At 48.4% G+C, this 22,298-nt stretch carries 14 protein-coding genes and 2 tRNA genes; 1 reads left to right on the top strand and 15 read right to left on the bottom strand.

Going from position 1 to position 22,298, the window contains the following annotated elements:
* Positions 1 to 88: 88 nt before the first annotated feature.
* The 15 genes from MKY97_RS08780 to leuB form a co-directional block, all read right to left on the bottom strand.
* Positions 89 to 2,872 (bottom strand): hypothetical protein, encoded by a 2,784-nt coding sequence (locus tag MKY97_RS08780; RefSeq protein WP_342555064.1) that lies wholly within the window; start codon positions 2,870 to 2,872, stop codon positions 89 to 91.
* A 138-nt stretch (positions 2,873 to 3,010) separates the two neighbouring features.
* Positions 3,011 to 5,464: a phenylalanine--tRNA ligase subunit beta gene (pheT, locus tag MKY97_RS08775; protein WP_342555063.1), complete on the bottom strand. Its 2,454-nt coding sequence runs from the start codon at positions 5,462 to 5,464 to the stop codon at positions 3,011 to 3,013.
* A gap of 45 nt (positions 5,465 to 5,509) precedes the next feature.
* Positions 5,510 to 6,544: a phenylalanine--tRNA ligase subunit alpha gene (gene pheS / locus MKY97_RS08770; RefSeq protein ID WP_342555062.1), complete on the bottom strand. Its 1,035-nt coding sequence runs from the start codon at positions 6,542 to 6,544 to the stop codon at positions 5,510 to 5,512.
* Between the two features lie 418 nt (positions 6,545 to 6,962).
* Positions 6,963 to 8,858, bottom strand: a complete 1,896-nt coding sequence (abc-f, locus tag MKY97_RS08765) for an ABC-F type ribosomal protection protein (RefSeq protein WP_342555061.1) — start codon at positions 8,856 to 8,858, stop codon at positions 6,963 to 6,965.
* Positions 8,859 to 9,307: 449 nt separating this feature from the next.
* Positions 9,308 to 9,378 (bottom strand) — tRNA-Gly (locus MKY97_RS08760).
* 11 nt (positions 9,379 to 9,389) lie between these two features.
* A tRNA-Pro gene (locus MKY97_RS08755) sits at positions 9,390 to 9,463 on the bottom strand.
* Positions 9,464 to 9,603: 140 nt separating this feature from the next.
* The gene (locus MKY97_RS08750; RefSeq protein ID WP_342555060.1) at positions 9,604 to 11,730 is read right to left on the bottom strand and encodes an EAL domain-containing protein; all 2,127 of its coding nucleotides are present in this window, start codon (positions 11,728 to 11,730) and stop codon (positions 9,604 to 9,606) included.
* 330 nt (positions 11,731 to 12,060) lie between these two features.
* Positions 12,061 to 13,017 carry an aldolase catalytic domain-containing protein gene (locus MKY97_RS08745; protein ID WP_342555059.1) on the bottom strand — a complete coding sequence of 319 codons (957 nt, stop codon included), beginning with the start codon at positions 13,015 to 13,017 and terminating at the stop codon, positions 12,061 to 12,063.
* Positions 13,018 to 13,100: 83 nt separating this feature from the next.
* Positions 13,101 to 14,420 (bottom strand): hypothetical protein, encoded by a 1,320-nt coding sequence (locus tag MKY97_RS08740; protein WP_342555058.1) that lies wholly within the window; start codon positions 14,418 to 14,420, stop codon positions 13,101 to 13,103.
* Entirely contained in the window at positions 14,417 to 15,532 is a 1,116-nt protein-coding gene (locus MKY97_RS08735; protein ID WP_342555057.1) for a DUF58 domain-containing protein, read from the bottom strand. Before MKY97_RS08735 ends, MKY97_RS08740 begins: the two co-directional genes overlap by 4 nt.
* 4 nt (positions 15,533 to 15,536) lie before the next feature.
* A complete protein-coding gene (locus MKY97_RS08730) occupies positions 15,537 to 16,502 on the bottom strand; it encodes a MoxR family ATPase (RefSeq protein WP_342555056.1) in 966 nt (321 codons plus the stop codon).
* A 124-nt stretch (positions 16,503 to 16,626) separates the two neighbouring features.
* On the bottom strand, positions 16,627 to 17,706 hold the full coding sequence (locus MKY97_RS08725; RefSeq protein ID WP_342556285.1) for an ATP-binding protein: 1,080 nt from the start codon (positions 17,704 to 17,706) through the stop codon (positions 16,627 to 16,629).
* 485 nt (positions 17,707 to 18,191) lie between these two features.
* A complete protein-coding gene (locus tag MKY97_RS08720) occupies positions 18,192 to 18,608 on the bottom strand; it encodes a hypothetical protein (protein ID WP_090922221.1) in 417 nt (138 codons plus the stop codon).
* A 353-nt stretch (positions 18,609 to 18,961) separates the two neighbouring features.
* Positions 18,962 to 19,501, bottom strand: a complete 540-nt coding sequence (locus tag MKY97_RS08715) for a peroxiredoxin (protein ID WP_062320195.1) — start codon at positions 19,499 to 19,501, stop codon at positions 18,962 to 18,964.
* Positions 19,502 to 19,869: 368 nt separating this feature from the next.
* On the bottom strand, positions 19,870 to 20,955 hold the full coding sequence (leuB, locus tag MKY97_RS08710; protein ID WP_342555055.1) for a 3-isopropylmalate dehydrogenase: 1,086 nt from the start codon (positions 20,953 to 20,955) through the stop codon (positions 19,870 to 19,872).
* Between the two features lie 250 nt (positions 20,956 to 21,205).
* Here leuB and MKY97_RS08705 point away from each other — a divergent pair, with 250 nt between their 5' ends.
* Positions 21,206 to 22,186 (top strand): aldo/keto reductase, encoded by a 981-nt coding sequence (locus MKY97_RS08705; protein ID WP_342555054.1) that lies wholly within the window; start codon positions 21,206 to 21,208, stop codon positions 22,184 to 22,186.
* Positions 22,187 to 22,298 lie beyond the last annotated feature (112 nt).

The raw sequence follows: 22,298 nt of genomic DNA, 5'->3' as shown, positions 1-22,298 counted from the left end.
GCCCCCGCAGCGACGGGAGCTCCTTGTGTATTATAACAAATTATGCAGGAGTTCGCTGTTCCTCGTCTGGACGAAAAAAGTCTGTCCGCTACGTCTGATCCTGCTCGATCAATTCAATCCATTCGTTATATTCCGTCTGTAATTTCGTATATTCATCATGCAGCTGGCGATATTCCGTATTTAACTGCTCAGCCTTCTCTTGTTCCATTTCCCGCTCGACCTGCAGCAGCCGCAGCTGGTTGGCTGCCAGTTCATAACGTTCTCCTATTTCTCGCAGTTCATTCTCCATAATCTGTTTTTCTTCATTCACTTCAGCCTGCAGCTGTTCGCGCTGTGCACGCTCTTTCAATAACTGATCTCGTTGCTGTTCCAGTTCTTCAAGCTTCTCGGAACTCACCGCACTTTCACGCTGCCATGCTGTCAACTCGTTCTCGAGTGCAGTCCAGCGTTCCTGCCAGGTCTGCTCCTGAACTGCCCATTCATCTGCGCGGAGCTGCCACACCTTTTCGTTCTGTTCTGCAGTCTCTGCTGCCTGTTTTAATTGAGAACGAAGCTCTTCTTCGGTTGTTGTCAACTGCTGTATGCGTGAAGACAGTGCAGCCTGATTGGCTGACAGATCCTCATGTTTAATTTGCCATTCGAGCGCTTCCTCTTCCGTCTGTGCAAGCTGATTAGCCTGCTCTGTGTACCGCTTCGCAAGCTGCTCAGCCGATTGTCTGGCTTCCAACAGGGCCTGCTCTAAGGTCTGCTTCTCTGCCTCAAGCTCACTCATTCTGGAGCCAGCATTTTCTTCTCGCTGCAGAGCATCACTATACTCATTACGGATTTGTTTGTACTGTTCCTGCAGACGGCTTAACTCCTCCTGAGCACCATGCAGTTCATCACGATTATCCTTCAGCTCCTCACGAATACCGCTGATTTCCTCCTGCAGCTGCTTGCGCTTTTGTTCCAGAATCTCTGTTTCCTTCTCATAACGAACGGCCTCTTCATTGTAGAGACGTGCTTCTTCCTTCACGACGGTTAGTTCATCATGCAGGGACTGCACACCAGATTCCAGGGTTTCATTTTGCTCGGCTGCCTCAAGTATTTGATTCTCCAGATCACCTATATCCGCCAGCCGCTGTTCGGCAAGTTCTTTCCAAGACCGTTCACTCTCTGTAAGTGAAGCAATCTCTTTTTGCAGCGTACGTACAGCAGCATGAGCCTGTTCAAGCACCTTATGCAGTCTGCGCTGTTCCTCTTCCGATTTGGTCTCAGCTTCGAGCAGATGCTGTGCATCCTGTTCAAGCTGTACGTGCTGTTCCTGAAGTTTGCGCAGCTGGGCTGTGAGCGCGGTTTCGCGGTCTACTGCTTCATTATACTGCTCCTGCCACTGCTGCTGGGACTCCCGTGTCTGCTTCAGTGACTGCTCTGTTTCGCGAAGCTTGTTCCGCAGCTCCGTGCTGTCTTCTTTCAGCTGCTCCAACTGCTGCTGAAGCTCAATAATCCGACGTGCCTGAGTCTCCTGCTCCTGAATACGAGTCTCATGCTCCTGACGCAGCGACTCCACTTGTGTCCGTTCCGCCTGAAGCAGGTGCTCCTGCTCAGAAACCACTTCCTGCGCATGCTTCAGTTCATTTCGAACCGAGGAAAGCTGTTGATTTATCTCGGATATGCGTGACTCAGCCTGTGTACGTTCTTCTTCAAGCTGACGCAGCAGCTTGCTCTGCTCCTGCTGATGCAATTTCTCCGCAGCAGCCGCGGCCTCAGCAGCACGGGAAGCCGCGGCTTCCTGTTCTTCTTTTAATTGCTCTTCATATAGTGCCTCTTTCTCCATCCATTCCAATTCGGACTGTTCAGTAAGAGCTTTGAACTCAGCCTGCATCTGTTCAACGGCAGCCCGGCGCTTCTGTTCAGCTTCAGCAAGCAGCGCTTCATGCTCTTGTTTCGCCTGTGCTTTGTAAGCATCCGCCTGTTTCTGAGCATTTTGTTCAGCCTGCTCCAGCCGCTGCTTCATCTGCTCCTGCAGCTCACTATATTGAAGGGCCGCTTCTTCCTGCACCTGCTTCAATTTAACCTCAGCCTGCTCCAGCTCGGACAGAATGGCGGATTCCGCCTCTTCTTTGGCAGCCTGCACCTGCTCTGCTGCCTGAGCCTGTACTTTCTGGCGTTCTGCTAAAGCCCGACTCTCGGCTTCTTTCAGCTGCGCTGCGGTTCGATCCTGCAGCTCTTTGTATTGGGCTGACGCTTTTGCCTGTACCTGCTGCAGCTCTGCTGCCGCACGGTTCTGCGCTTCCTTCAGCTGTGCAGCTGATTGTGCCTGCACCTGTTTGAGCTGGTTTGCCGCTTTTTCCTCTGCCTCCTTAACCCGTGCTGTCCCTCTTGCTTCGGCCTCTTTGAGCTGTGCCGAAGCTTGGGCCTGCAGCTTCTGAAGCTGCTCTTTCGTCTGACTGCGCTCCTTCTCCAGCAGGGCGTTCAACTTGGAGATTTCAGCCTGCTTCTCTGCAGTCAGTTTTTGTAAAGCCTGTTCCGCTTCAGCCTTCTGCTGCCGAACTTCGGCGAGAGACTGGTCCCGCTGCTGCAGTTCTTGTTGGTGCTCACTCTGTATGGCGTTTAACCGGTTGATTTCTTTGCGAAGCTCTGTACGTTCTCCCGTAAGCATCTTGAGCTCATTGCGGATTTCCTCCGTCTGAAGAGACTGCTCAGCCATATGTACGGCCGCAAGTACAGCAATCCGCGGCGTATCCAAACGGGAATGACTTTTGGAGATGGCGCTCATACGTTCATCTACCAGATTAGCTACTTGTTTCATATAATCGGCACTGCTGCCGACAAGTTTATAGGAAGTCCCGTAGATCTCTACGGTGACGCGTGTACGATCAGGTGTAGTCACAGTTGTGCCCTCCTTCAAGTCTGTATGTTGATTCTAAGCTGTAATGACAAAAAAGTCACATCGATCCTCTAATGCTAAGGATTCGATGTGACTTCAAGCAATTCCTGCTAATCTTTGTTCAAAAAATTGACTTCTGTCCTATTTGCGCAGTTCTGCGTTGAATTGCTCTTCCAGACGTGTTACGACACGGGTATGAACTTCGGTAACTTCCTCGTCTGTCAGCGTACGTTCACGATTTCGGTATACCAAAGCCATAGCTACACTTTTCTTGTCTTCACCAAGTTTGCTGCCCGTGAACACATCGAATACCTGTACCGTCTGCAGCAGCTCGCCTGCTGATTCACGGATGGTATGAAGCATGTCGCCAGCTTCAATATCTTTGCTTACCACCACGGCAATATCCCGCTCTACTGCCGGGAAACGTGGAAGCTCACGATAACGGATATCCGCATCGGCTTCCTTATAAATAGCTTCAAGTGCAATCTCAGCAGCATAAACATCGTTCAGATCATACTGCTGCTGCAGCTCTGGATGCAGCTGACCGATCGTACCGATCAGGGCGCCTTCGCTGCCATCTTTTCCATCCAGATAGATAGAGGCAGAACGACCAGGATGGAATCCTTCCGGACTATTCGCTGCGAAACGAATACGCTGCTCCAACCCCAAATAAGTAAACAGATTTTCAAGCGCACCTTTAATGTCAAAGAAATCCACTTTCTCTGCACCAGCATTCCACTGCTGCGCTGCACGGTTACCCGTGAGCAGTAGAGCCAAAACCGGAATTTCATGCGGCTGCTTGGTCAGCTTTTCTTCTTCCGTGAAGAAAATACTTCCTACTTCAAACACGGCAAGAGAATCCTGTTTCCGGTTCATGTTGTATACAGCAGCGTCCAGCATCTGCGGTAGAATGCTCGTACGCAGCACGCTGCGATCCTCACTCATCGGCATAGCCAGTTTAACAGCTTGGCTTCCTTGCGTCAGCGCAGGGAACAGAACGGTTTTGTCCGGATGCACAAAGGAATAACTGATCATTTCCTGCCACCCGCTTCCAGACATCACACCACGGATGGTACGGCGGATGGCTTGAGGACGTGTGTAAGCTCCCGGAGTAGTCGGCCCTTCGATCCAAGTTGTGGGAATGTTGTCGTAGCCGTATAGACGGGCAACCTCTTCAAACAGATCCACATCCAGCGTGATATCCCCTCTTCGCGTTGGGACTTCAACGTCCAGAACGCCCTGCTCCGCATCACCGCATGCAAAATGCAGACGGCCAAAGATCGTTTTCACCTCAAGCAGGGATAGGTCCGTGCCGAGATAACGATTGAGTCTGTCCAGAGACATTTGAATGACACGTTTCTCGGAAGCTTCCTCGCCAGCCTGAACAATCCCCTGATGTACTTGGCCTGATGCATAACGCTGAATGAGTTCAGCCGCACGATCCAGAGCCGTAATGACCGCACCCGGGTCTACTTCTTTTTCAAAACGCAGGCTTGCTTCAGAACGCAGCCCCAGTTGGCGCGACGTCTTCCGAACCGTTCCGCCGTCAAACTTGGCGGACTCCAGCAGCAGATTCACGGTGCCTTCCGATACCTCGGAATTCTCACCGCCCATAACACCAGCGATGGCGACCGGTTTCACGCCATCGGTAACGAGCAGCATATGCGGTTCAAGCTTGCGCTCCTGACCGTCCAGCGTCACAATTGTTTCGCCTTCATGTGCCATGCGCACCTCAATGCGTCCGTTCTCCAGCTTATCGGCATCAAAGGCATGCAGCGGCTGACCGTATTCCAGCATGACATAATTCGTAATATCCACGATATTGTTAATCGGACGAACACCGGCTGCCATGAGACGGTTCTGCATCCAGAGCGGGGAAGCACCCAGCTTGATGCCTGTCACATAACGAGCCGCATAATGGCTGCACTGCTCCTGAGCTTTGATCTCTACAGAAATGTGATCAGCCGCTTTATCACCAGCTTCGACCAGCTGATCCTTAGGGCTCGGCAGCGTCACTTCGCGGCCAAGAATCGCAGCCACTTCGTATGCTGCACCTCGCATGCTCAAGGCGTCGGAACGGTTCGGCGTCAGATCCAGCTCCAGCACGTGATCGTCCAGACCGAGCACCTGGCTGATTGGTGTGCCGATCTCTGTGTTTTCCGGCAGGACCAGAATACCTTCCTGTTGATCCTTCGGCAGCAATTTATCGTTCATGCCGAGCTCTTTGGCGGAGCAGATCATACCGAGCGACACAACGCCGCGCAGCTTCGCTTTTTTGATGTCCAGCCCGCCGGGAAGTTTCGCACCAACGAGGGCTACAGCTACCTTCTGACCGGCATCCACATTTTTCGCACCACACACGATCTGCAGCTCTTCTTCTTGGCCTGCGTCAATGACACATACATTCAGTTTGTCCGCGTCCGGGTGTTTTTCCTTACTTTTGACGTAACCGACGACAACCTTGTTTACGCCCTGATTACGGTTCTCCACTACATCAATTTCGATCCCTGCACGGGTGATTTTCTCTGCCAGCTCCTGCGGTGTGACACCTTCAAGGGCAATATAATCAGACAGCCAATCTGTCGATACTCTCATGCACGTTCACTTCCTTAATCTATTTATTAGTGGTGCTCAATATAATTACAACCGTCCGAATTGTTTCAGGAAAGTCTGATCACTATTATAGAAATGGCGAATATCATCAATGCCATACTTCAGCATCGCGATCCGCTCTACCCCCATACCAAAGGCAAAACCGCTGTATTTCTCCGGATCATAACCGCCCATCTCAAGCACTTTCGGGTGAACCATGCCGCCGCCCAGAATTTCAAGCCAGCCTGTTTGTTTGCAGACCCGGCAGCCGCTGCCGCCGCATTGTACACAGGTAACATCCACTTCCGCACTTGGCTCTGTGAATGGGAAGAAGCTTGGGCGCAGACGGATTTCGGTATGAGCCCCGAACATTTCGCGTACAAATTGCAGCAGCGTTCCTTTCAGGTCACTCATGCGAATGTTTTCACTGATCACAAGACCTTCGACCTGATGGAACTGGAAGGAGTGGGTCGCATCGTCATCATCACGGCGGTATACTTTACCCGGGCAGATGACCTTGACAGGCACTTCACCTTTCATGCTCTGCATCGTGCGAACCTGCACCGGAGATGTATGCGTACGCATCAGCAGATCCTCCGTCACATAGAAGGAATCCTGCATGTCGCGCGCCGGGTGATTCTTCGGCAGGTTTAGAGCTTCGAAATTGTAATAGTCCATCTCCACCTCAGGACCTTCCGCTACGCGATATCCCATACCGATGAAAATATCTTCGATCTCCTGCACCACTTTCGTTAGTGGATGCAGTCCGCCTTGACGTCCGCGACGTCCAGGCAAAGTCACATCAATCTTCTCGGATTGAAGACGCTTCGCAGTCTCTTCCTTCTGGAATTGCTCCTGTTTGCTGTTGATCACCTCTTCAATCGCTGCACGCACTTCGTTGCCCACCTGTCCAATGACAGGACGCTCCTCGGCACTAAGCGCTCCCATACCGCGCAGAATCTCAGTCAGTGCACCCTTTTTTCCCAAATACTTTACACGCAGATCACCAAGCGTCTGCGGATCGTTTACGCCGGACAACTGCTCCAGCGCTTCGATCTTTAATGCTTCCAAACGTTCTTTCATGTGTAATTGCCTCCTTTATGAGCTGTTATTGCAACAAAAAAAGGCCTTTTCTCCCCAAAAGGGACGAAAAGACCGTGGTACCACCCTTGTTAGACTAACGCTGTCACATCGCTACAAGCTCTGCAGCACGTTTTGCCTCACTTTGTACGGAATAACGACCGTTAACCGTTTGCCTCTACTTTTGCCTCTGTGTCTGCACACATCATCAAGTTCAAGGAACCGCTCCGGAGTGAATTTCGGCAGCCTGGTTCTACAGAAACGCTCTCAATCTACGGCGCTTCCTCCCTGTCCAGAGGCACTGCTTACTTGTCTCCATCATAACGTTTGTTTCATTAGACTAACCTTTATCGATACCAATGATCGATGATCGTTCATTATTATATGCAATATAAGGCGAAATAGCAAGCATGCCCAGCTGCTAATTTGCAGATGCACCCTGATTTCTCAGCTCTTTGAGCCGCTGCTGAATCATACGAATCTCAACTGCTTCCGCCTCTCTTGCGGTCTCATCTGCAGCTGTTGTCAATCGCTCTGTTCCTGCAGCACATACTGGAGTTAGCAGTTCAGATAGCCGCATCTCGAGCCGTAGACGCTCATCATCCGAATCCCGGGTATCCAGCGCCGCTTCTCTTAGCTGTACGGATTGCTCCCAATCCGCCACTCCACCTTCGAAGAGCGTGGCCGTTCCGTCAGGTTTCAGATCACATAGACGGTTTGCCAGAGAACGGATCAGCATCCTGTCATGTGACACGATAACCAGTGCGCCGGAGGCTTCTTTTAGCACATTCTCCATCACTTCCTGGGTGTCGATGTCCAGATAATTCGTTGGTTCATCCAGCACCAGCAGATTGGCACCACCGAAATACAACCGCAGGAATGCCACCCGGCATTTCTCCCCCATACTTAAATCTCCGATGCGTTTAAACACATCTTCTCTTGAAAACAAAAAGCATCCCAAGATGGTTCTTGCAGCACTTTGCGTCATAGAAGGGAGAACCAGTAAGCTGTCCAGCAGCGCTGCATCTTCAGGCAATCCTTCCAGCTCTTGTGAAAAGTAACCGATACGGAGCCGGGGATGCCGGCTAATTTTTCCCTGCGAGGGCTGCAGCTCTCCGATCATTAATTTCAGCAGTGTGCTTTTGCCCGTTCCATTGGCTCCACGTACAGCAAGCCGATCCCCGCGCTCGACTGCAATTCGCAAATCATGAAGAAACGACTGCCTGGCATCGTACGAAAAGCTTACTTCTTCCAGCGCAAGAAGCTGCCGGGTGCCCAGTGAAGTCATCTGCAGCTCCATATTCAGTTTCGCGGCTTCCCGTGGTTTATCCACCCGTTCATTTTCGAACCGCTCCAGCTGCTTCTGTTTGGCGTGGTAACGCGAGATATTTTTGTTGGCTCTGGCCTTGTAGAAGCTCTGGGTAATCTTCACTTCTTGGCCTCCTGCCGAGTTATGAGCTTTATGGAACCACTGCTGGTAATTACGAATGGTCTCCTCCAGTGCTTTACGTTCCAGCTGCTGCTTGCGATATATCGTCTCCTGTTCCTTCAGCTCCCGCTCTTTATAACCCTTGTAATCGGTGTAACCACCTTTATATTTCGTCAGTTTTTCTGCACTAAATTCAATCACACTGGTCGCTACCCGGTCAATAAATGTCCGGTCATGGGATACAAATAATACTGTTCCCTCATATGCGGACAACCAGGTTTCCAGCCAGCGCATGCTCTCTTCATCCAGATGGTTGGTTGGTTCATCCAAAATCAAAAAAGTGGGCTTGCTAACCAACAATCCAGCGAGGCGTGCTTTTGTTTTCTGACCACCGCTGAGTGAGTGATATGGCCTGCTCCAGTGTTCTGCAGTTAACCCGAGCCGGGTCAGTACCTTCTCTACCTCTGTTTCCCACATGTAGCCGTTCAGCTGCTCATATTCCTCCAAAGAACGGGCATAATCGTCCAGCAAAGAGATATCCTCGGCAGCATCGGCAGCACTCAATCGGTGCTCCAGTTCTTCGAGCTTCCGCTTGATGTCGTCAATCCGCCCGCTCTCCCGTCTTACTGCATCTAATACATTTATTCCGCTTGGGACCTCTGAACGCTGACGCATGAACCCCCACTCTGACAGCGGAAGTTGACGATCAATCCTTCCACCTCCATCCTCTTCGCCGAGTATAATCTGCAGCAGTGTGGTTTTGCCGCATCCATTACGACCTAGTATGGCAAGGCGTTCGCCTTCGTTAATTTCAAGGTTTAATCCGGAAAATAATTCGTTACCGTTCCATTCTTTTGATACTTCATGCAAGCGCACCAATGTCGTCATGAGTCCTCATCCTTTCCTGAACAAAAAAATTCAAAAAAACCGCTGGCATCAGCCAGCGGTTTAGCAATTTGTATGGAATCAGCATTCAAAATGCAGATATGAGGTCACATATAGCATGAACAAATACACCCTAATAAGGGTATACGCAAGCTAAAACGCCTGCTGGTTTCATACTTTTCCCATAGCTGAATTTGGACACACGAATCCCCTCATTGCTCAGCCGCTCGGCTGACTGCGTCATAATACAATCTGCAGTTAACTGGGGTTCATTTCATGTGTCTTACTTCATGGGACGTATGGTTACCTCTCATTCATGTGTAGTATCAATCCTCGTTATTGTACCAGATCATTGGAAAAAAGCAAAGATCAGGATGCAGCTGTCTGCAATAAATGTTCAGACAAAAAGAAAAACCCTTGATCATTCAAGGGTTTTCCAAGTAATGCTGTTAAGCGGGTGATGGGAATCGAACCCACGCTATTAGCTTGGAAGGCTAAAGTTCTACCATTGAACTACACCCGCAAGATAAGCAATCGGGACGACACGATTTGAACATGCGACCCCCTGGTCCCAAACCAGGTGCTCTACCAAGCTGAGCTACGTCCCGTTAAATTCCAATGGAAGTTAACAGTAATTTTACAAAAACTAATATACCACGATCCGCACTAACGTGCAAGGTGCATTTGCAATTTTTCCATTAAATTGAATAACCAAAAGGCAGGAACGCTCACGCGACCCTGCTGCTCTTTATCCCGCAGGTTTTTCTACGTCTCTCAAAAACCTCTTCTCAAAGTTTACCGCATCAATGGGTTTACTGAAAAAGTACCCTTGTGCCTCATGACAGTGCTGGTTGCGCAGGAACATCATCTGTTCTTCGTTCTCTACACCTTCAGCTGTAACTTTTAAATGCAAGTGGTGTGCCATCGAAGTGATGGTGGATACAATGGCAGCGTTATTACTATCTTCCTTGATCTCATTAACAAATGAGCGGTCAATCTTGAGCCGGTCAATGGGTAAATCTTTCAGATAATGTAATGAGCTGTACCCTGTACCAAAGTCATCAATACTGATGTGTACACCAATTTCCTTAATTTTGTGAAGCTGCTCAAAGGCACGGTCTTTATCAAATGTCATGCTCTCGGTGATCTCCAGTTCAAGCCATGCCGGTTCCAGCCCCGTTTCTCTCAGTATACTGTTAATACTATCGAGCAGGTGGGAATGTCTGAACTGTCTCATCGAAAGGTTAACGGATACACACAGCTTGCGATAACCGGCTTCCTGCCACAACTTGTTCTGTGCACATGCCTGACGCAGCACCCATTCCCCAAGAGGAACAATCAGTCCACTCTCTTCGGCCAGCGGAATAAATTCTGCTGGAGACACCGAACCTCGCTGCGGATGCTGCCATCTAACAAGAGCCTCCATACCTACGACCAACCCACTTTGCAGATTCACCTGAGGCTGGTATACCAGATAAAACTGCCCCCGAGCCAGCGCTTTGCGCAGGTCATTCTCGAGCTGCAGGCGTTCCTGGGCTTTCATCTGCATCGCATGTGCGTAGCGATTGAGCTCAATCCCCTGCTCCTTGGCACTGTGCAGTGCTGTATCCGCATTCTGTATCATCTCTTGTGGGGACTCTCCGTCATAAGGATAAATTGCCATACCTATGCCCAGGGTAAGATGGTACTCATTCCCGTCAACCATAACAGGTTTCTCGAACAGCTGCAGGATGGATCTTGTTCTGCCCAGCGCTGTATCTGTACTGTAAAAATCCGTCATGGTCAGCGCAAATTCATCTCTACCCAGTCCAAATACCTCTTCTCCCGGAAGTGAGGAGTGATTCAGACGCTGACCCACTTGTCGCAAAACCCGATTAGCCGCTTGCTGCCCAAGCGAGTCATTAATCGTTTTGAAGCGATTAATATTAAGCACGAGCACACCCACGAGTTTTTCTTCCCGGGCAGCATCCTTCATCATTAATTGAAGCCGCTGACTAAGACGGCGGCGGTTCGGAAGACCTGTAACATCATCATGATGTGCAATATAGTTCATTTTGGCCTCGGCAGCCTGCTGCTGCAGAAAAGGTGTATCCACTACGGATGCATAGAGCCCCTTTTGAATGAAAAAGTAGCCCATACAATTGCTGAGCATGCCAAGCAGCAGATTGAGATCATCCACTGCGGTGGCGGTCACGCAGTAGACCTGGCCCATCAGAAAACTGAGTATACCGCATAATACCGGCGGCAGATCGGCATTTCTGGTCTTTTTCCACTGCACATACAGAACGACAGCCCCAGCCAAATACAGTCCGCTTGTTATCAAATGCATACGAGTGAACAAAATACCAAGCAGGTGAACATCAAGCATTTCAGGCATCATACTCCACTCTTGAATGGCGAGTATGTACAAAATAAGAAAACTGCCGAGCGTTGCGCCAAACAAAAGAAATTTGCGCGGTAATGCAAATTCTTTCTCCCTTACGGTATATATGAATAATAGACCTGATGAACTTATTAGTGATCCCATCGTTGACATCATTAAGGAAAATTCGGATTCCATCATCGCTCCGCCGGGTGTTTCTTCAGCAAAAGAAACGACGTGTACCAACTCAAATAGACCTATCATCAAAAAGAGTGTTGTCAGCAGCACTCTGCGCAGTGTCAGCTTTTGAGTCTGGAACAACCAGCTTTGATTATAGATTCCAATACAGGCGGCAGCAGCAGCGAACCCACCCAGAAGCATTAGTACCGGGTAACCCGAAATGATCAAATCAGAGCCTGAGTAAGAACGAAACCATTGACTTACGAGGAAAAACAATAAGCCGCCGATGGCGACCCAAACTATTTGACTCTGACCTTGCATTTTAACCTTCATGCCATGTTTTCCTTCCCGGGATCACTATCCTGAAATACGTATAAAACTAAATTCTGCTTATCTAAGTTCATCATGTTTATTAAACAGTTCACCAAGTATATTACACATTTCGACAAAAAAATATATTGACCACTGTTTAATTTAATTCTACGAATGTTCTATCTGGTACATAATAACATTTAAATCCGTATTCGTGAACTAAAAATTAGGCATAAGTAGGAATATCTATTCATATAAATGAGTAAAAACAAGGCATAAAGAACTAAAAAACATGGACCTCTTCTCAGAGACCATGTTTTTTAGAATTTACATCCGCTTTTCAGACTATTTTTACTTATCGAAATTCACTTCAGGCGTTGTCAGCTTATCGTAGAAATCAACGACTTTGTCTTTGTTCTCCGATGAACGAAGTGCCATAGCCGAACGTGGATGCTCATCCAGTGCACCCGTAATCATGTAAGGCAAAATGTAACCCCATTCTTCTTTTTCTCTCAACGGAACCATCAGCTGTTCCAATACGTCAAGGACTGGACGCAGATTATACTTCGTTCCTTTCAGATGGGCCACCAGCAGCTCCGTAGGGCAGTTGCCTGCCGCACGTCCCATGCCGTATACGGATGCATCCAGCAATTCAACACCGAGTTCAGCAGCAACAAGTGTGTTGGAGAACGCCAGCTGCATATTGTTATGGGTATGCACACCAAGACGTTTGTTTGGCAGATGTGTTTTGAACTTTTCTACGAGATACTTCACATCGTTATGATCCAGACTGCCGTAAGAGTCTACGATGTATACCACATCAACCGAACTCTCTTTGATCAATTCAAAAGCTTCCAGCAATTCATTCTCCATGACATTGGAGAGCGCCATAATATTCAGTGTCGTTTCATAACCGCGATCGTGGAATGTCTGCACCAGTGCAAGTGCCTTGTCCACATCTTTGCTGTAACAAGCAACCCGAATCAGGTCGAGCATACTCTCGCTGCGCGGTAAAATATCATTCTCATCTACACGTCCTACATCAACAAGTGCGGATAATTTGGTATTCCCTTTTTGCGGAATCACTTTACGAAGAAAATCATCGTTCAGGAAGCGCCATGGTCCGGCATCCTCGGAGCCTTTGAGCAGCTTCGGCGAGTTTTTGTAGCCAATTTCCATATAATCAACGCCAGCTTCGTTCAGTCCTGCATACAACTTTTGAACAAAGTCCACGCTAAAATCCCAATTATTTACCAATCCACCATCACGGATGGTACAATCTACAATTTTACAATGATTTGTCTTCATTAATGTCTGCTCCTTTTCTGACCAACTTGTGTATTCCTCTCATGATACTTGAACGTGACAAGAAAAGTAAAGGGATTCCGCGCTTATTTACTGTAAGATTTCCAGATTCGGTCCATCTCAACCATATCGGTATTCTCCTCGGCTTTCTCCCCGTAACGTACAGCGTTATAGACTTCTGGGAGCCTCCGTGCGATCTCGTCCTCTGCCCCGTCTTTAGGCTTCGAATGGCTCATCTTGATCGTTTTCGCTGCTTCCAGCGGTGTATGAGACTTTTCAATCTGGGCGCCGCGCTCCACGGCCTGGCTCACCCACATTCGATAGTAATACCGGATACGATCTCCAGCCTGAACTGGAACAGGCTCCTTCTTACGAAACCAGCGCTTGCGGACTTTGGTCGGCGCTTCCAGCGTTTCGCTTATATCCACATATTCCGTTTTCGGTCCCTGTCTCTTCTGCACAGGCTGCAGCATTCCCTTAAACCGCTGCGCCAGTTTATCTAGGACCGTTCTACCCAGTCTGAATAAAAGCCAAGCAATTAATGCCGCTGCCGCTCCAAAAACGATCCAGCCGAGTATGTCCCAGAGCACCGACAGTTCCGAAGGCGGCCCGCTTAATTCATCAGGCAAATTCATGGGCTCATTAGGCATCTGAGGCGTATCAGGCAGCTGCGGCGGAGAAGGATTACCAAATAAACCTCTGATCCACGCCAGCAGACGATCACGAAGTGGTGCAAGCCAGGCAGCGAGACTTGGAAAAGCACCAATGCCTGCTGTTATAATCAGCATCCAGGTGATTCGGCGATGGTTCGCCCTCGTGAATTCCCTCAGTACCATTCTGCGTCTGCCATCGTTAAGCACCGCCCGATCCAGCTGCGCCCTGTACTGTCCCACAATCCAGAATCCAAAGCTGATAACTCCGGCAGCATAGACATACCCTGTATACAGCAGCATCGGCTGCAGGAATTCGATCTGAGCTGCCGCAATCGTAAGCACAATCGCACTGATGGTGCCGGTGATCTGCAGGCGCCACAGCGTAATGGAATGGTAAGCAGGATCGAAATTCAAACCTATATATACGGCAGTGAATATTCCTGCTCCAAGCGTAATGACCTCAGGAAGCGAGAGAGTTAATACGGTGCCCAAAGCCAGTGCTGACAAAATGCCTGCAGCAGATGCGATAACACCTCGAACGAATGAACTCTGTTCTGCTAATTTCGTATATCGATATCTCGTCCATTGAGCGGAACAGGCGGTCAGAGCAAACAAAATAAATAGCAGGTAAGGAAAATATGACTCCGTATAGAGCGATGTGACTGTGAAGAGCGGAAACAGGTAGATTGCAATCAAAAGGACAGACAGTACCGGGATGAGGGATGTTTGTTTTATTTCGACTTGATCACTCATGCGCCCACCGCCTCCGCTTTACGTTTCGACTGCTCGACAGGCAGAATTGTTACCCGGTGTCCCTGCTCATGCAGACGTCCGATCTCATGCTCCATCGCAGGAGATACATAGGACGTAATTAACAAATAGCTGCGGACCTGCTGTTCCTCTTCGTTTAACCTTACTTCATCCTGCAAAAACTGCTCCATCGGCACCAAACACTTCAACTCGGTTTCAGCCATTGCCTCCAGCAGCAATTCCAGATGAGGTGTTCCATAATCCGGTTTAATTCGAACCACATCGCGACCACCCCCAGCAGGATAGCCGTTATGGGCAAATCCGGCAGGCAGACCTCTGCCAACAGCATCGACAGCGGCAGTGGCTGCATAACGCAGTGCCTGCTCGATCAGCTCAGGCTTCGTAACAACACTCCACATCTCCGCCGAATCTTGGATATTCACGATAATCCACGACTGCGGGTCTGCCGTCCAACCCTGCTTGTACACTTGAAGTTCTCCTGTACGTGCACTCGCTTTCCAGTGAATACGATTCATAGGGTCACCAGCACCATACGGCCGTACCCCTAAGATCAGGAACGGATCTTCCACAATCCAGCGAGAAACTTCCACCTCACCCTGCCATACCTGATAGATTGCCGGCATATCTTCTATGCTGACTAAAGTAGGGTATACAACCATTGACATCTGCACAGAAATGGGCTTTGTGCTGCGCCATACACCAAACAGGTCCCCTCCGGTCATTGTCACTGTATCCATCGTATACACTCCGCGCCTCGAGCAGACGAACGGATGCGTACGCGTAATTCGATTGTACGGTTTTAATGTGAAGATGCTTTTATGGTTCTGATAAATATTGCCTTGACTGATGTCCATACCCGAACCTGAGCGAAAAACAAAAGAAGCCGGCATCATTGCCTCAAGTCTGAGCCACGGTACGGAAATTCGTTTTTCATTCGATATGGTTTCAACCATCTCCAGTTCATCGCCAGCGTAACAGCGCGTTTTGCTGAACTGTCTGCTGTACTTGAGATTCTGAAGCACAGGACGTCCAAACCATATGCCGTGCAGCACAATGACTAAACTCCCTACGACGACAAGCCATAGAAGTGCCATACGCCTATTGTCCGCCTGCAGCAAGTGTCTCGGTTGGCACCTCGGTCTGGCTCAAAATCTGCTGAATGATCTGTTCCGCAAGTCCATCCTGCTGTCTGATTCGATTACGAAAGACCAGTCGATGGGCCAGCACAGGTTCGGCCAATATCTTGATATCATCCGGTACCACGTAGTCTCTGCCATGCAGAGCAGCCCAGGCCTGACTAGCTTTCAAAAGCGCCTGTGCACCCCGCGGACTGACGCCAAGCGACAGTTCAGCATGTTTTCGGGTCGCCTCAGTGAGCTGTACGATGTAATGCATGAGATCTTCGTTTACGGTAACGGTTTTATACGCTTCCTGGGCTTCCATAAGCTGTTCACGCGGAATAATGGCGGACAGCTCATCTACAGAGCGGCTGGCCACGGTTCTTCGCAATATCTCTATACTTTCTTCCCCGGTTGGATACCCCATACGAATCTTCATCATAAAGCGGTCCATCTGGGCTTCCGGCAGTGGAAATGTCCCTTGATTATCAATGGGGTTCTGCGTAGCGATAACGATAAACGGTCTTTCGAGCTGTCTCGTTGAACCGTCTATACTGATCTGACGTTCTTCCATACATTCCAGCAAGCTGGACTGCGTCCGCGGCGTGGCCCGATTAATCTCGTCTGCCAGCACAAGATTTGCAAACAGCGGGCCAGGTCTGAATTCAAAGTCTCCTGATTTTTGATTGTAGAAATGAATGCCTGTCAGATCGGATGGCAGCAGATCAGGAGTAAATTGGATCCGCTGGAATGTGCAGTCCAGTGAAGAAGCAATGGATTTCGCGAGCATCGTTTTGCCCGTGCCGGGTACATCTTCAAGAAGCACATGGCCGGACGCAATGATCGCTGTCAAAATAAGTTCCATCGTATGAGCTTTACCCACAATCACTCTACCTGCATGTTCAATTAATTGTGCATTCATCTGTTCCATATCGTGTATATTCACTTCTAATCCCTTCCTTCCGTGATGCATATGTATTCGCATTCATTTCTAACTATAACCCTATTTGTTCCAACAAAAAACAAAGGAACCGGCAGGATACCGATCCCTTCTGACATCATTTGTGCCATTATACCAATGGAAGCTTGATCACAAAGCTGGTGCCTTCTCCCTTTTGGCTGTCTACTGAGATCGTGCCTCCATGATTTTTAATGATACGGTAGCTCACGGAGAGTCCCAGACCTGTTCCGCTCTCTTTCGTCGTAAAGAATGGATCGAACAGACGTACCAAGGTGTTGTGATCCATGCCGCGGCCATTATCAGCGATCGTGATCTGTACAAAATTGTTTTCCGTAGCTGTCGTGATCCGAATCCTGCCTGTATACTCTTCACCTACTTCTTCGATCGCGTCCATAGCATTTTTGACAATATTCAAGATGACCTGTTTGATCTGTTTCACATCGATGGACACATGCAGCGGAGTGTCATCCACCTCCAGCAGAATTTCGCACCCTTTCATCAGCCCTTCACTCTCGGTCAGCAGAACGACTTCTTTAAGCAAAGACTCTACGGTTATAACCGTTTTTTGCGGAGCCGAAGGTTTGGAGGAATTCAAAAACTCATAGATGATATCATTTGCCCTGTCAATCTCCGTTAGGATGATTCGTGCGTACTCATCCTTGCCAAGCTGCAGCAGATGGGGCCGGAGCAGCTGGATAAATCCGCGAATAGCTGTTAACGGATTACGAATTTCATGGGCAATTGACGCGGAGATGCGGCCAAGCATAGCAAGTTTGTCATTTTGATAGGCGGTTTGCTCAATCTGCTTGTAATCCGATACATCCTTGACGCTGAATAGAAAATCACCATCCATCTGATCGCCGTAAGTCACCGTTACCAGCCAGTGTCTTCCATACTCATCCGTCAATTCATGATAGCGCTTACGATGAAAGATCGTCTCCCGGTAAATCCTCAGAATTTTCTTTTTCTTAAACCGGCTCATCTGTGGCAGACGCAGCATCTGCATTAACGTACAGCCGCTTAACAGATCTCTCGGCAGTTCCAGCAGTTTGGCCATCTGAACATTAATAAACGTCAAGATACCGAGATTGTCAAACAGCATGATGCCGCTATCCATGTGTTCCAGCACATTTTCGTACTTATTGTTATCCAGATGCACTTGAGGAAGCACGTCCGTTGGTTGAGGCACTGTATCCTGAAATTCACTAATCACTTCAGGTTCCTCCTTTTCACGTAAATGATAAACTTTGCCGTTCGGACATCATATCATCACAGAAACAGGAAGGGCCGATTGGGTTGTTGATTACCGGGTCCCTTTCATCAGGGGGCTGAGCCGAAAATATGGATGGCATGTCCGGAACGTAAGCTGGTCTAATCCGGTTAATCCAAAGAAAGTCCGGAAAAATCATATACGTTTGTTCCTTTCTAACCTTTTCCAATTCCCAAACGAAAACCCTTTATTTTGCTCCGCCTCTTTTGCAAGTCTGTTTTTATCATAGACAAGTTTAGGGAATAGAGTCAATCGGAGAAAGTGTCGAATGGGAGTTATTTTGCAAATAATCCATGAATCTATTTAAAAAACACAAAAAACGAAGCCTCTTCACCTTAAAGGAAAACCAGCTTCGTTTCGTATTTTCTGACAATCGTTCACTGACATAACATCTCAACTGCAATCTATAGTCCGGTCTTGTTATGTTGAATTTTCAATTTCCGCTGACTCATGACAGCAAGGCGGCGTTTCAGTTCGCTCTCCCATTTCTCATCTTTCATTTCCTTGGCGAGCCGCAGCAGATCAAGTGACATATCAATCTGACGCTGAACGATGACCATCGCATCTTCACTTTCACGATTTACGCAATTCTCAAAGATTGCATCCTCATCTTCTGTCACATAGTCTTGAAAATCAATCTCAGAAGCTCCATCACCATGTGCATACTCAGCAAGAATCTCATACTCATTCTCAACCTTGTAGTGCACCTCAACCCGGTGACACACCGGACAGAACAGCAGGGGAACATTATGAACCTGGGTGCGGTAATGCTTCAGCGTGCCCTTCGTTCCAACCATACTTGCCCCACAACAGTAACTCATCTTTGTTCACCCTCCTTATTAGGTGCCGGGATTTTTGTGTAGACACAACCCGTGCACTTCAAAAACTTCCGAAAGGGAATCGTTCAAACAGTGTATCACATTCATATGCAAATTATAAATGCGGATTACCGGAATAATTACCGGGTTTCCATACCCTATTCGCTTTATAAGCCTTCAATTCCTCTTTCCTCTTATAAAAAAGAAATCATTCTTCTATTACATTATTAACACGCTTGGCAGCTTGTTCAAACACCTTGATAAAGTTAACGTTCTGCTGTGGAAAAAGGTTGCAAAAAGCCCTCAATCCCGAGTGGGATGAGGGCTTGAACATAAACCGTTCAAGTAAACCTGGCTTACAGGTTGCTGTCGCCTGGTTTCCAGTTCATTGCACACAATCCGCCGGATTGCAGTGCTTGCAGTACGCGAAGTGTTTCTTCAACACTACGGCCTACATCGTTGTGGTTAACCACTTGGTATTTCAGTTCGCCTTCTGGATCGATGATAAACAGACCGCGCAGTGCTACGCCTTCTTCTTCGATCAGAACACCATAATCTTTAGCTACTTGCTTCGTGATGTCGGAAGCAAGCGGGAAGTTCAATTGACCAAGACCATTGCTGTCTTTTGGTGTGTTGATCCATGCTTTGTGGCTGTGTACGGAGTCTACGCTCACGCCAAGAATTTCTGTATCCAAAGCTTTGAATTGCTCGGAAGCGTCGCTCAAAGCTGTAATCTCTGTTGGGCACACAAATGTGAAGTCCAAAGGATAAAAGAAGAATACAAGCCATTTACCGCGGTAATCGGACAGTTTAACGGAACCAAAATCTTGTCCGTCTCCTGATACTGTTTCCATTGCGAAATCTGGTGCCGGTCTACCTACCAAACGTTCTGCCATAACTAAAAATTCCTCCTTTGGGATTATGTAAGCATCCGTGCGGATTGCTCATCATCAGGATACACGCAAGCGCTTGTCCTGTCATTAATTGTTTTGATACTTGTTCTCAAGTACAAATAAAATGTTATCATCCGCACTTCTCAAAGTCAAGATTATAAACGTTATTTTTTTATAATAATTATAAATAAGAAATTTCCGTGCCGAATTTAAACGAAAAATGAGAAAGGAACAGCCCTCTGCATTTTCCGCTATTAGAAACCAAAAGACGTTCTACTAGGGTATCAAAGGGCTGTTTCTTATACGAAGCACAGGACTGTATCCTGAGATATGTTTAATGTTTCAATACGCGGACAGGCTGAAACGGAAATTTAAGCCTTTTTCTGAATAGCTGCGACAATCAGGTCGCCCATCTCGGTGGTGCTGATCGCTTTGCTCTTGTCGACGGCGATGTCACTTGTACGGTGACCTGCGTTCAGAACATTCGCTACAGCCTCTTCAATTGCATCAGCACCTTCTGCATATCCAAACGTTGTACGGAACATCAACGCCAGAGACAGGATGGTTGCAATCGGGTTAGCCAAGCCTTGGCCGGCAATATCCGGCGCAGAACCGTGTACCGGTTCGTAGAGTCCGAAGCTGCCTTCACCCAGCGATGCGGAAGCAAGCATACCGATGGAACCTGTAAGCATTGCCGCTTCATCACTCAAAATGTCGCCAAACATATTTTCCGTTACAATAACATCGAAGCTTGCCGGACGACGCAGCAGCTGCATCGCACAGTTATCTACAAGCACGTGTTCCAGTTCAACATCCGGGTAATCCGGAGCTACCCGGTTAACCACTTCACGCCAGAGGCGGGACGTTTCCAGCACGTTCGCTTTATCAACGGAAGCCAGCTTTTTACGGCGGCCCTGAGCAATCTCAAAGGCCTGACGAACGATGCGTTCTACTTCAGATACGTTGTAAGCACAAGTATCCACTGCCTCTTCGCCCTGTGCACTTTCACGTCTGAACTTCTCACCGAAATAAATTCCGCCTGTCAGTTCACGAACGACCATCAAGTCTGTGCCTTCAAGCACTTCCGGTTTTAGGGTGGAAGCGTCTTTCAAGCAGTCGAATACGACAGCCGGACGCAAATTAGAGAATAGACCGAGCGCTTTGCGAATGCCCAGCAGTCCTGTTTCAGGACGAAGCTCCTTGCTGTTATTGTCCCATTTCGGTCCGCCTACTGCTCCGAGCAGCACTGCATCTGCATTTTTACATACAGTCAGTGTTTCTTCCGGAAGCGGTGTACCTTTCTCATCGATGGCAATACCACCAAAGAGTGCATGCTCAGTTTCAAAGCGATAACCGAATACTTCCTCCGTACGTTTCAAAACTTTCTCCGCCTCGGCCACAACTTCAGGACCAATTCCGTCACCTGCGATTACTGCAATTTTTTTCACGTCTGCCATAGGTTGTCCACTCCCTCATCTTCATTCGTCACTTATCTGCCAATCGATTGTGACTGTGTAAAACATCGTCTCATAAATAACTCTCTTCTTTGTATCATATTCTGCGGTCATTTGACCAAGATATACAATCTATGACTTTAATAGTTTTTACCTATAAGGGGGCGAATCCTAGCTTTAAAGTTGTTCGTCAGGACAGGGTAAGTTAAAATATAGCTGAAATCAAATCAGGTATGCTGGAGGGATGTTCACCATGCATTATTCTTATTTAGGTAAATCAGGCCTTAAAGTCAGCCGCATCTGTCTGGGTACGATGAATTTCGGGCCGGCCACCGACGAGAAAGAAGCTTTCCGCATTATGGACGCAGCGCTGGATGCAGGTGTTAACTTTTTTGATACCGCTAACATTTATGGCTGGGGTGAAAATTCCGGTCTTACGGAAAAGATTATCGGGCGATGGTTCAAACAAGGCGGCGGCAGACGTGAAAAGGTTGTGCTTGCTACCAAAGTCTATGGTTCCATGCATGATGAAACAGATGGCCCCAACAACGAGGCGGGGCTCTCCGCATACAAAATCAGACGCCACCTCGAAGGTTCGCTGCAGCGTCTGCAAACCGATCATATTGAGCTGTACCAGATGCATCATGTCGATCCGGTTATTACGTGGGACGAGCTGTGGGGAGCATTTGAACATGCCGTATATCAGGGCAAAATTGGATATGTCGGCTCAAGTAACTTCGCCGCTTGGCAGATCGCGCTTGCCCAGAGTGAAGCGAAGAATCGTCACTTCCTCGGTCTTGTATCCGAGCAGCATAAATACAGCCTGAACTGCCGTCTGCCTGAACTGGAGGTATTACCGGCCGCTAAAGCGCTCGGGCTCGGCGTTATTCCATGGAGCCCGCTCGATGGCGGATTGCTTGGACGTAATGCGATGCAGAAGCTTGAAGGAACACGCAGCGGAGGCATTGCAGAACGCATTGAGCAGCATCAGACACAGCTTGAAGATTTTGCTGCGCTGTGCCGTGATCTGGGTGAGCCGCAGGATACGGTTGCCCTTGCTTGGGTAGCTGCCAATCCGGCTGTGACTGCACCAATTATTGGTCCCCGTACACTCGAGCAGTTCGAAAGCGCCCTGAAATGTCTCGACCTGACACTGGATGAATCCACCCTCAAACGTCTGGATGAGATCTTCCCTGGGCCTGGTGGGCACGCTCCTAACGCATACGCATGGTAAAATTGTAATAAAAAAAGTCTGCCCCCCGTTGAACTGTGCTCATAATAGATAGACTTCATCACGTCTATACTTTAGGATACAGTTGACTTCAGAGGGGGCAGACTTTTTAATA

This window comes from Paenibacillus sp. FSL R7-0652 (genome assembly GCF_038595045.1).
GTDB lineage: Bacteria > Bacillota > Bacilli > Paenibacillales > Paenibacillaceae > Paenibacillus.
Note: the sequence above shows the minus strand (reverse complement) of the source record. Positions and strands in the feature narration are given on the sequence as shown.

Bases quoted from the DNA above. Each gene is read 5' to 3' on its own strand.
- pheT (WP_342555063.1), bottom strand. From the start codon at position 5,464: ATGAGAGTATCGACAGATTGGCTGTCTGATTATATTGCCCTTGAAGGT.
- pheS (WP_342555062.1), bottom strand. From the start codon at position 6,544: ATGAAAGAACGTTTGGAAGCATTAAAGATCGAAGCGCTGGAGCAGTTG.
- abc-f (WP_342555061.1), bottom strand. From the start codon at position 8,858: ATGACGACATTGGTGCGCTTGCATGAAGTATCAAAAGAATGGAACGGT.
- MKY97_RS08750 (WP_342555060.1), bottom strand. From the start codon at position 11,730: ATGAAGGTTAAAATGCAAGGTCAGAGTCAAATAGTTTGGGTCGCCATC.
- MKY97_RS08745 (WP_342555059.1), bottom strand. From the start codon at position 13,017: ATGAAGACAAATCATTGTAAAATTGTAGATTGTACCATCCGTGATGGT.
- MKY97_RS08740 (WP_342555058.1), bottom strand. From the start codon at position 14,420: ATGAGTGATCAAGTCGAAATAAAACAAACATCCCTCATCCCGGTACTG.
- MKY97_RS08735 (WP_342555057.1), bottom strand. From the start codon at position 15,532: ATGGCACTTCTATGGCTTGTCGTCGTAGGGAGTTTAGTCATTGTGCTG.
- MKY97_RS08720 (WP_090922221.1), bottom strand. From the start codon at position 18,608: ATGAGTTACTGTTGTGGGGCAAGTATGGTTGGAACGAAGGGCACGCTG.
- MKY97_RS08715 (WP_062320195.1), bottom strand. From the start codon at position 19,501: ATGGCAGAACGTTTGGTAGGTAGACCGGCACCAGATTTCGCAATGGAA.
- leuB (WP_342555055.1), bottom strand. From the start codon at position 20,955: ATGGCAGACGTGAAAAAAATTGCAGTAATCGCAGGTGACGGAATTGGT.
- MKY97_RS08705 (WP_342555054.1), top strand. From the start codon at position 21,206: ATGCATTATTCTTATTTAGGTAAATCAGGCCTTAAAGTCAGCCGCATC.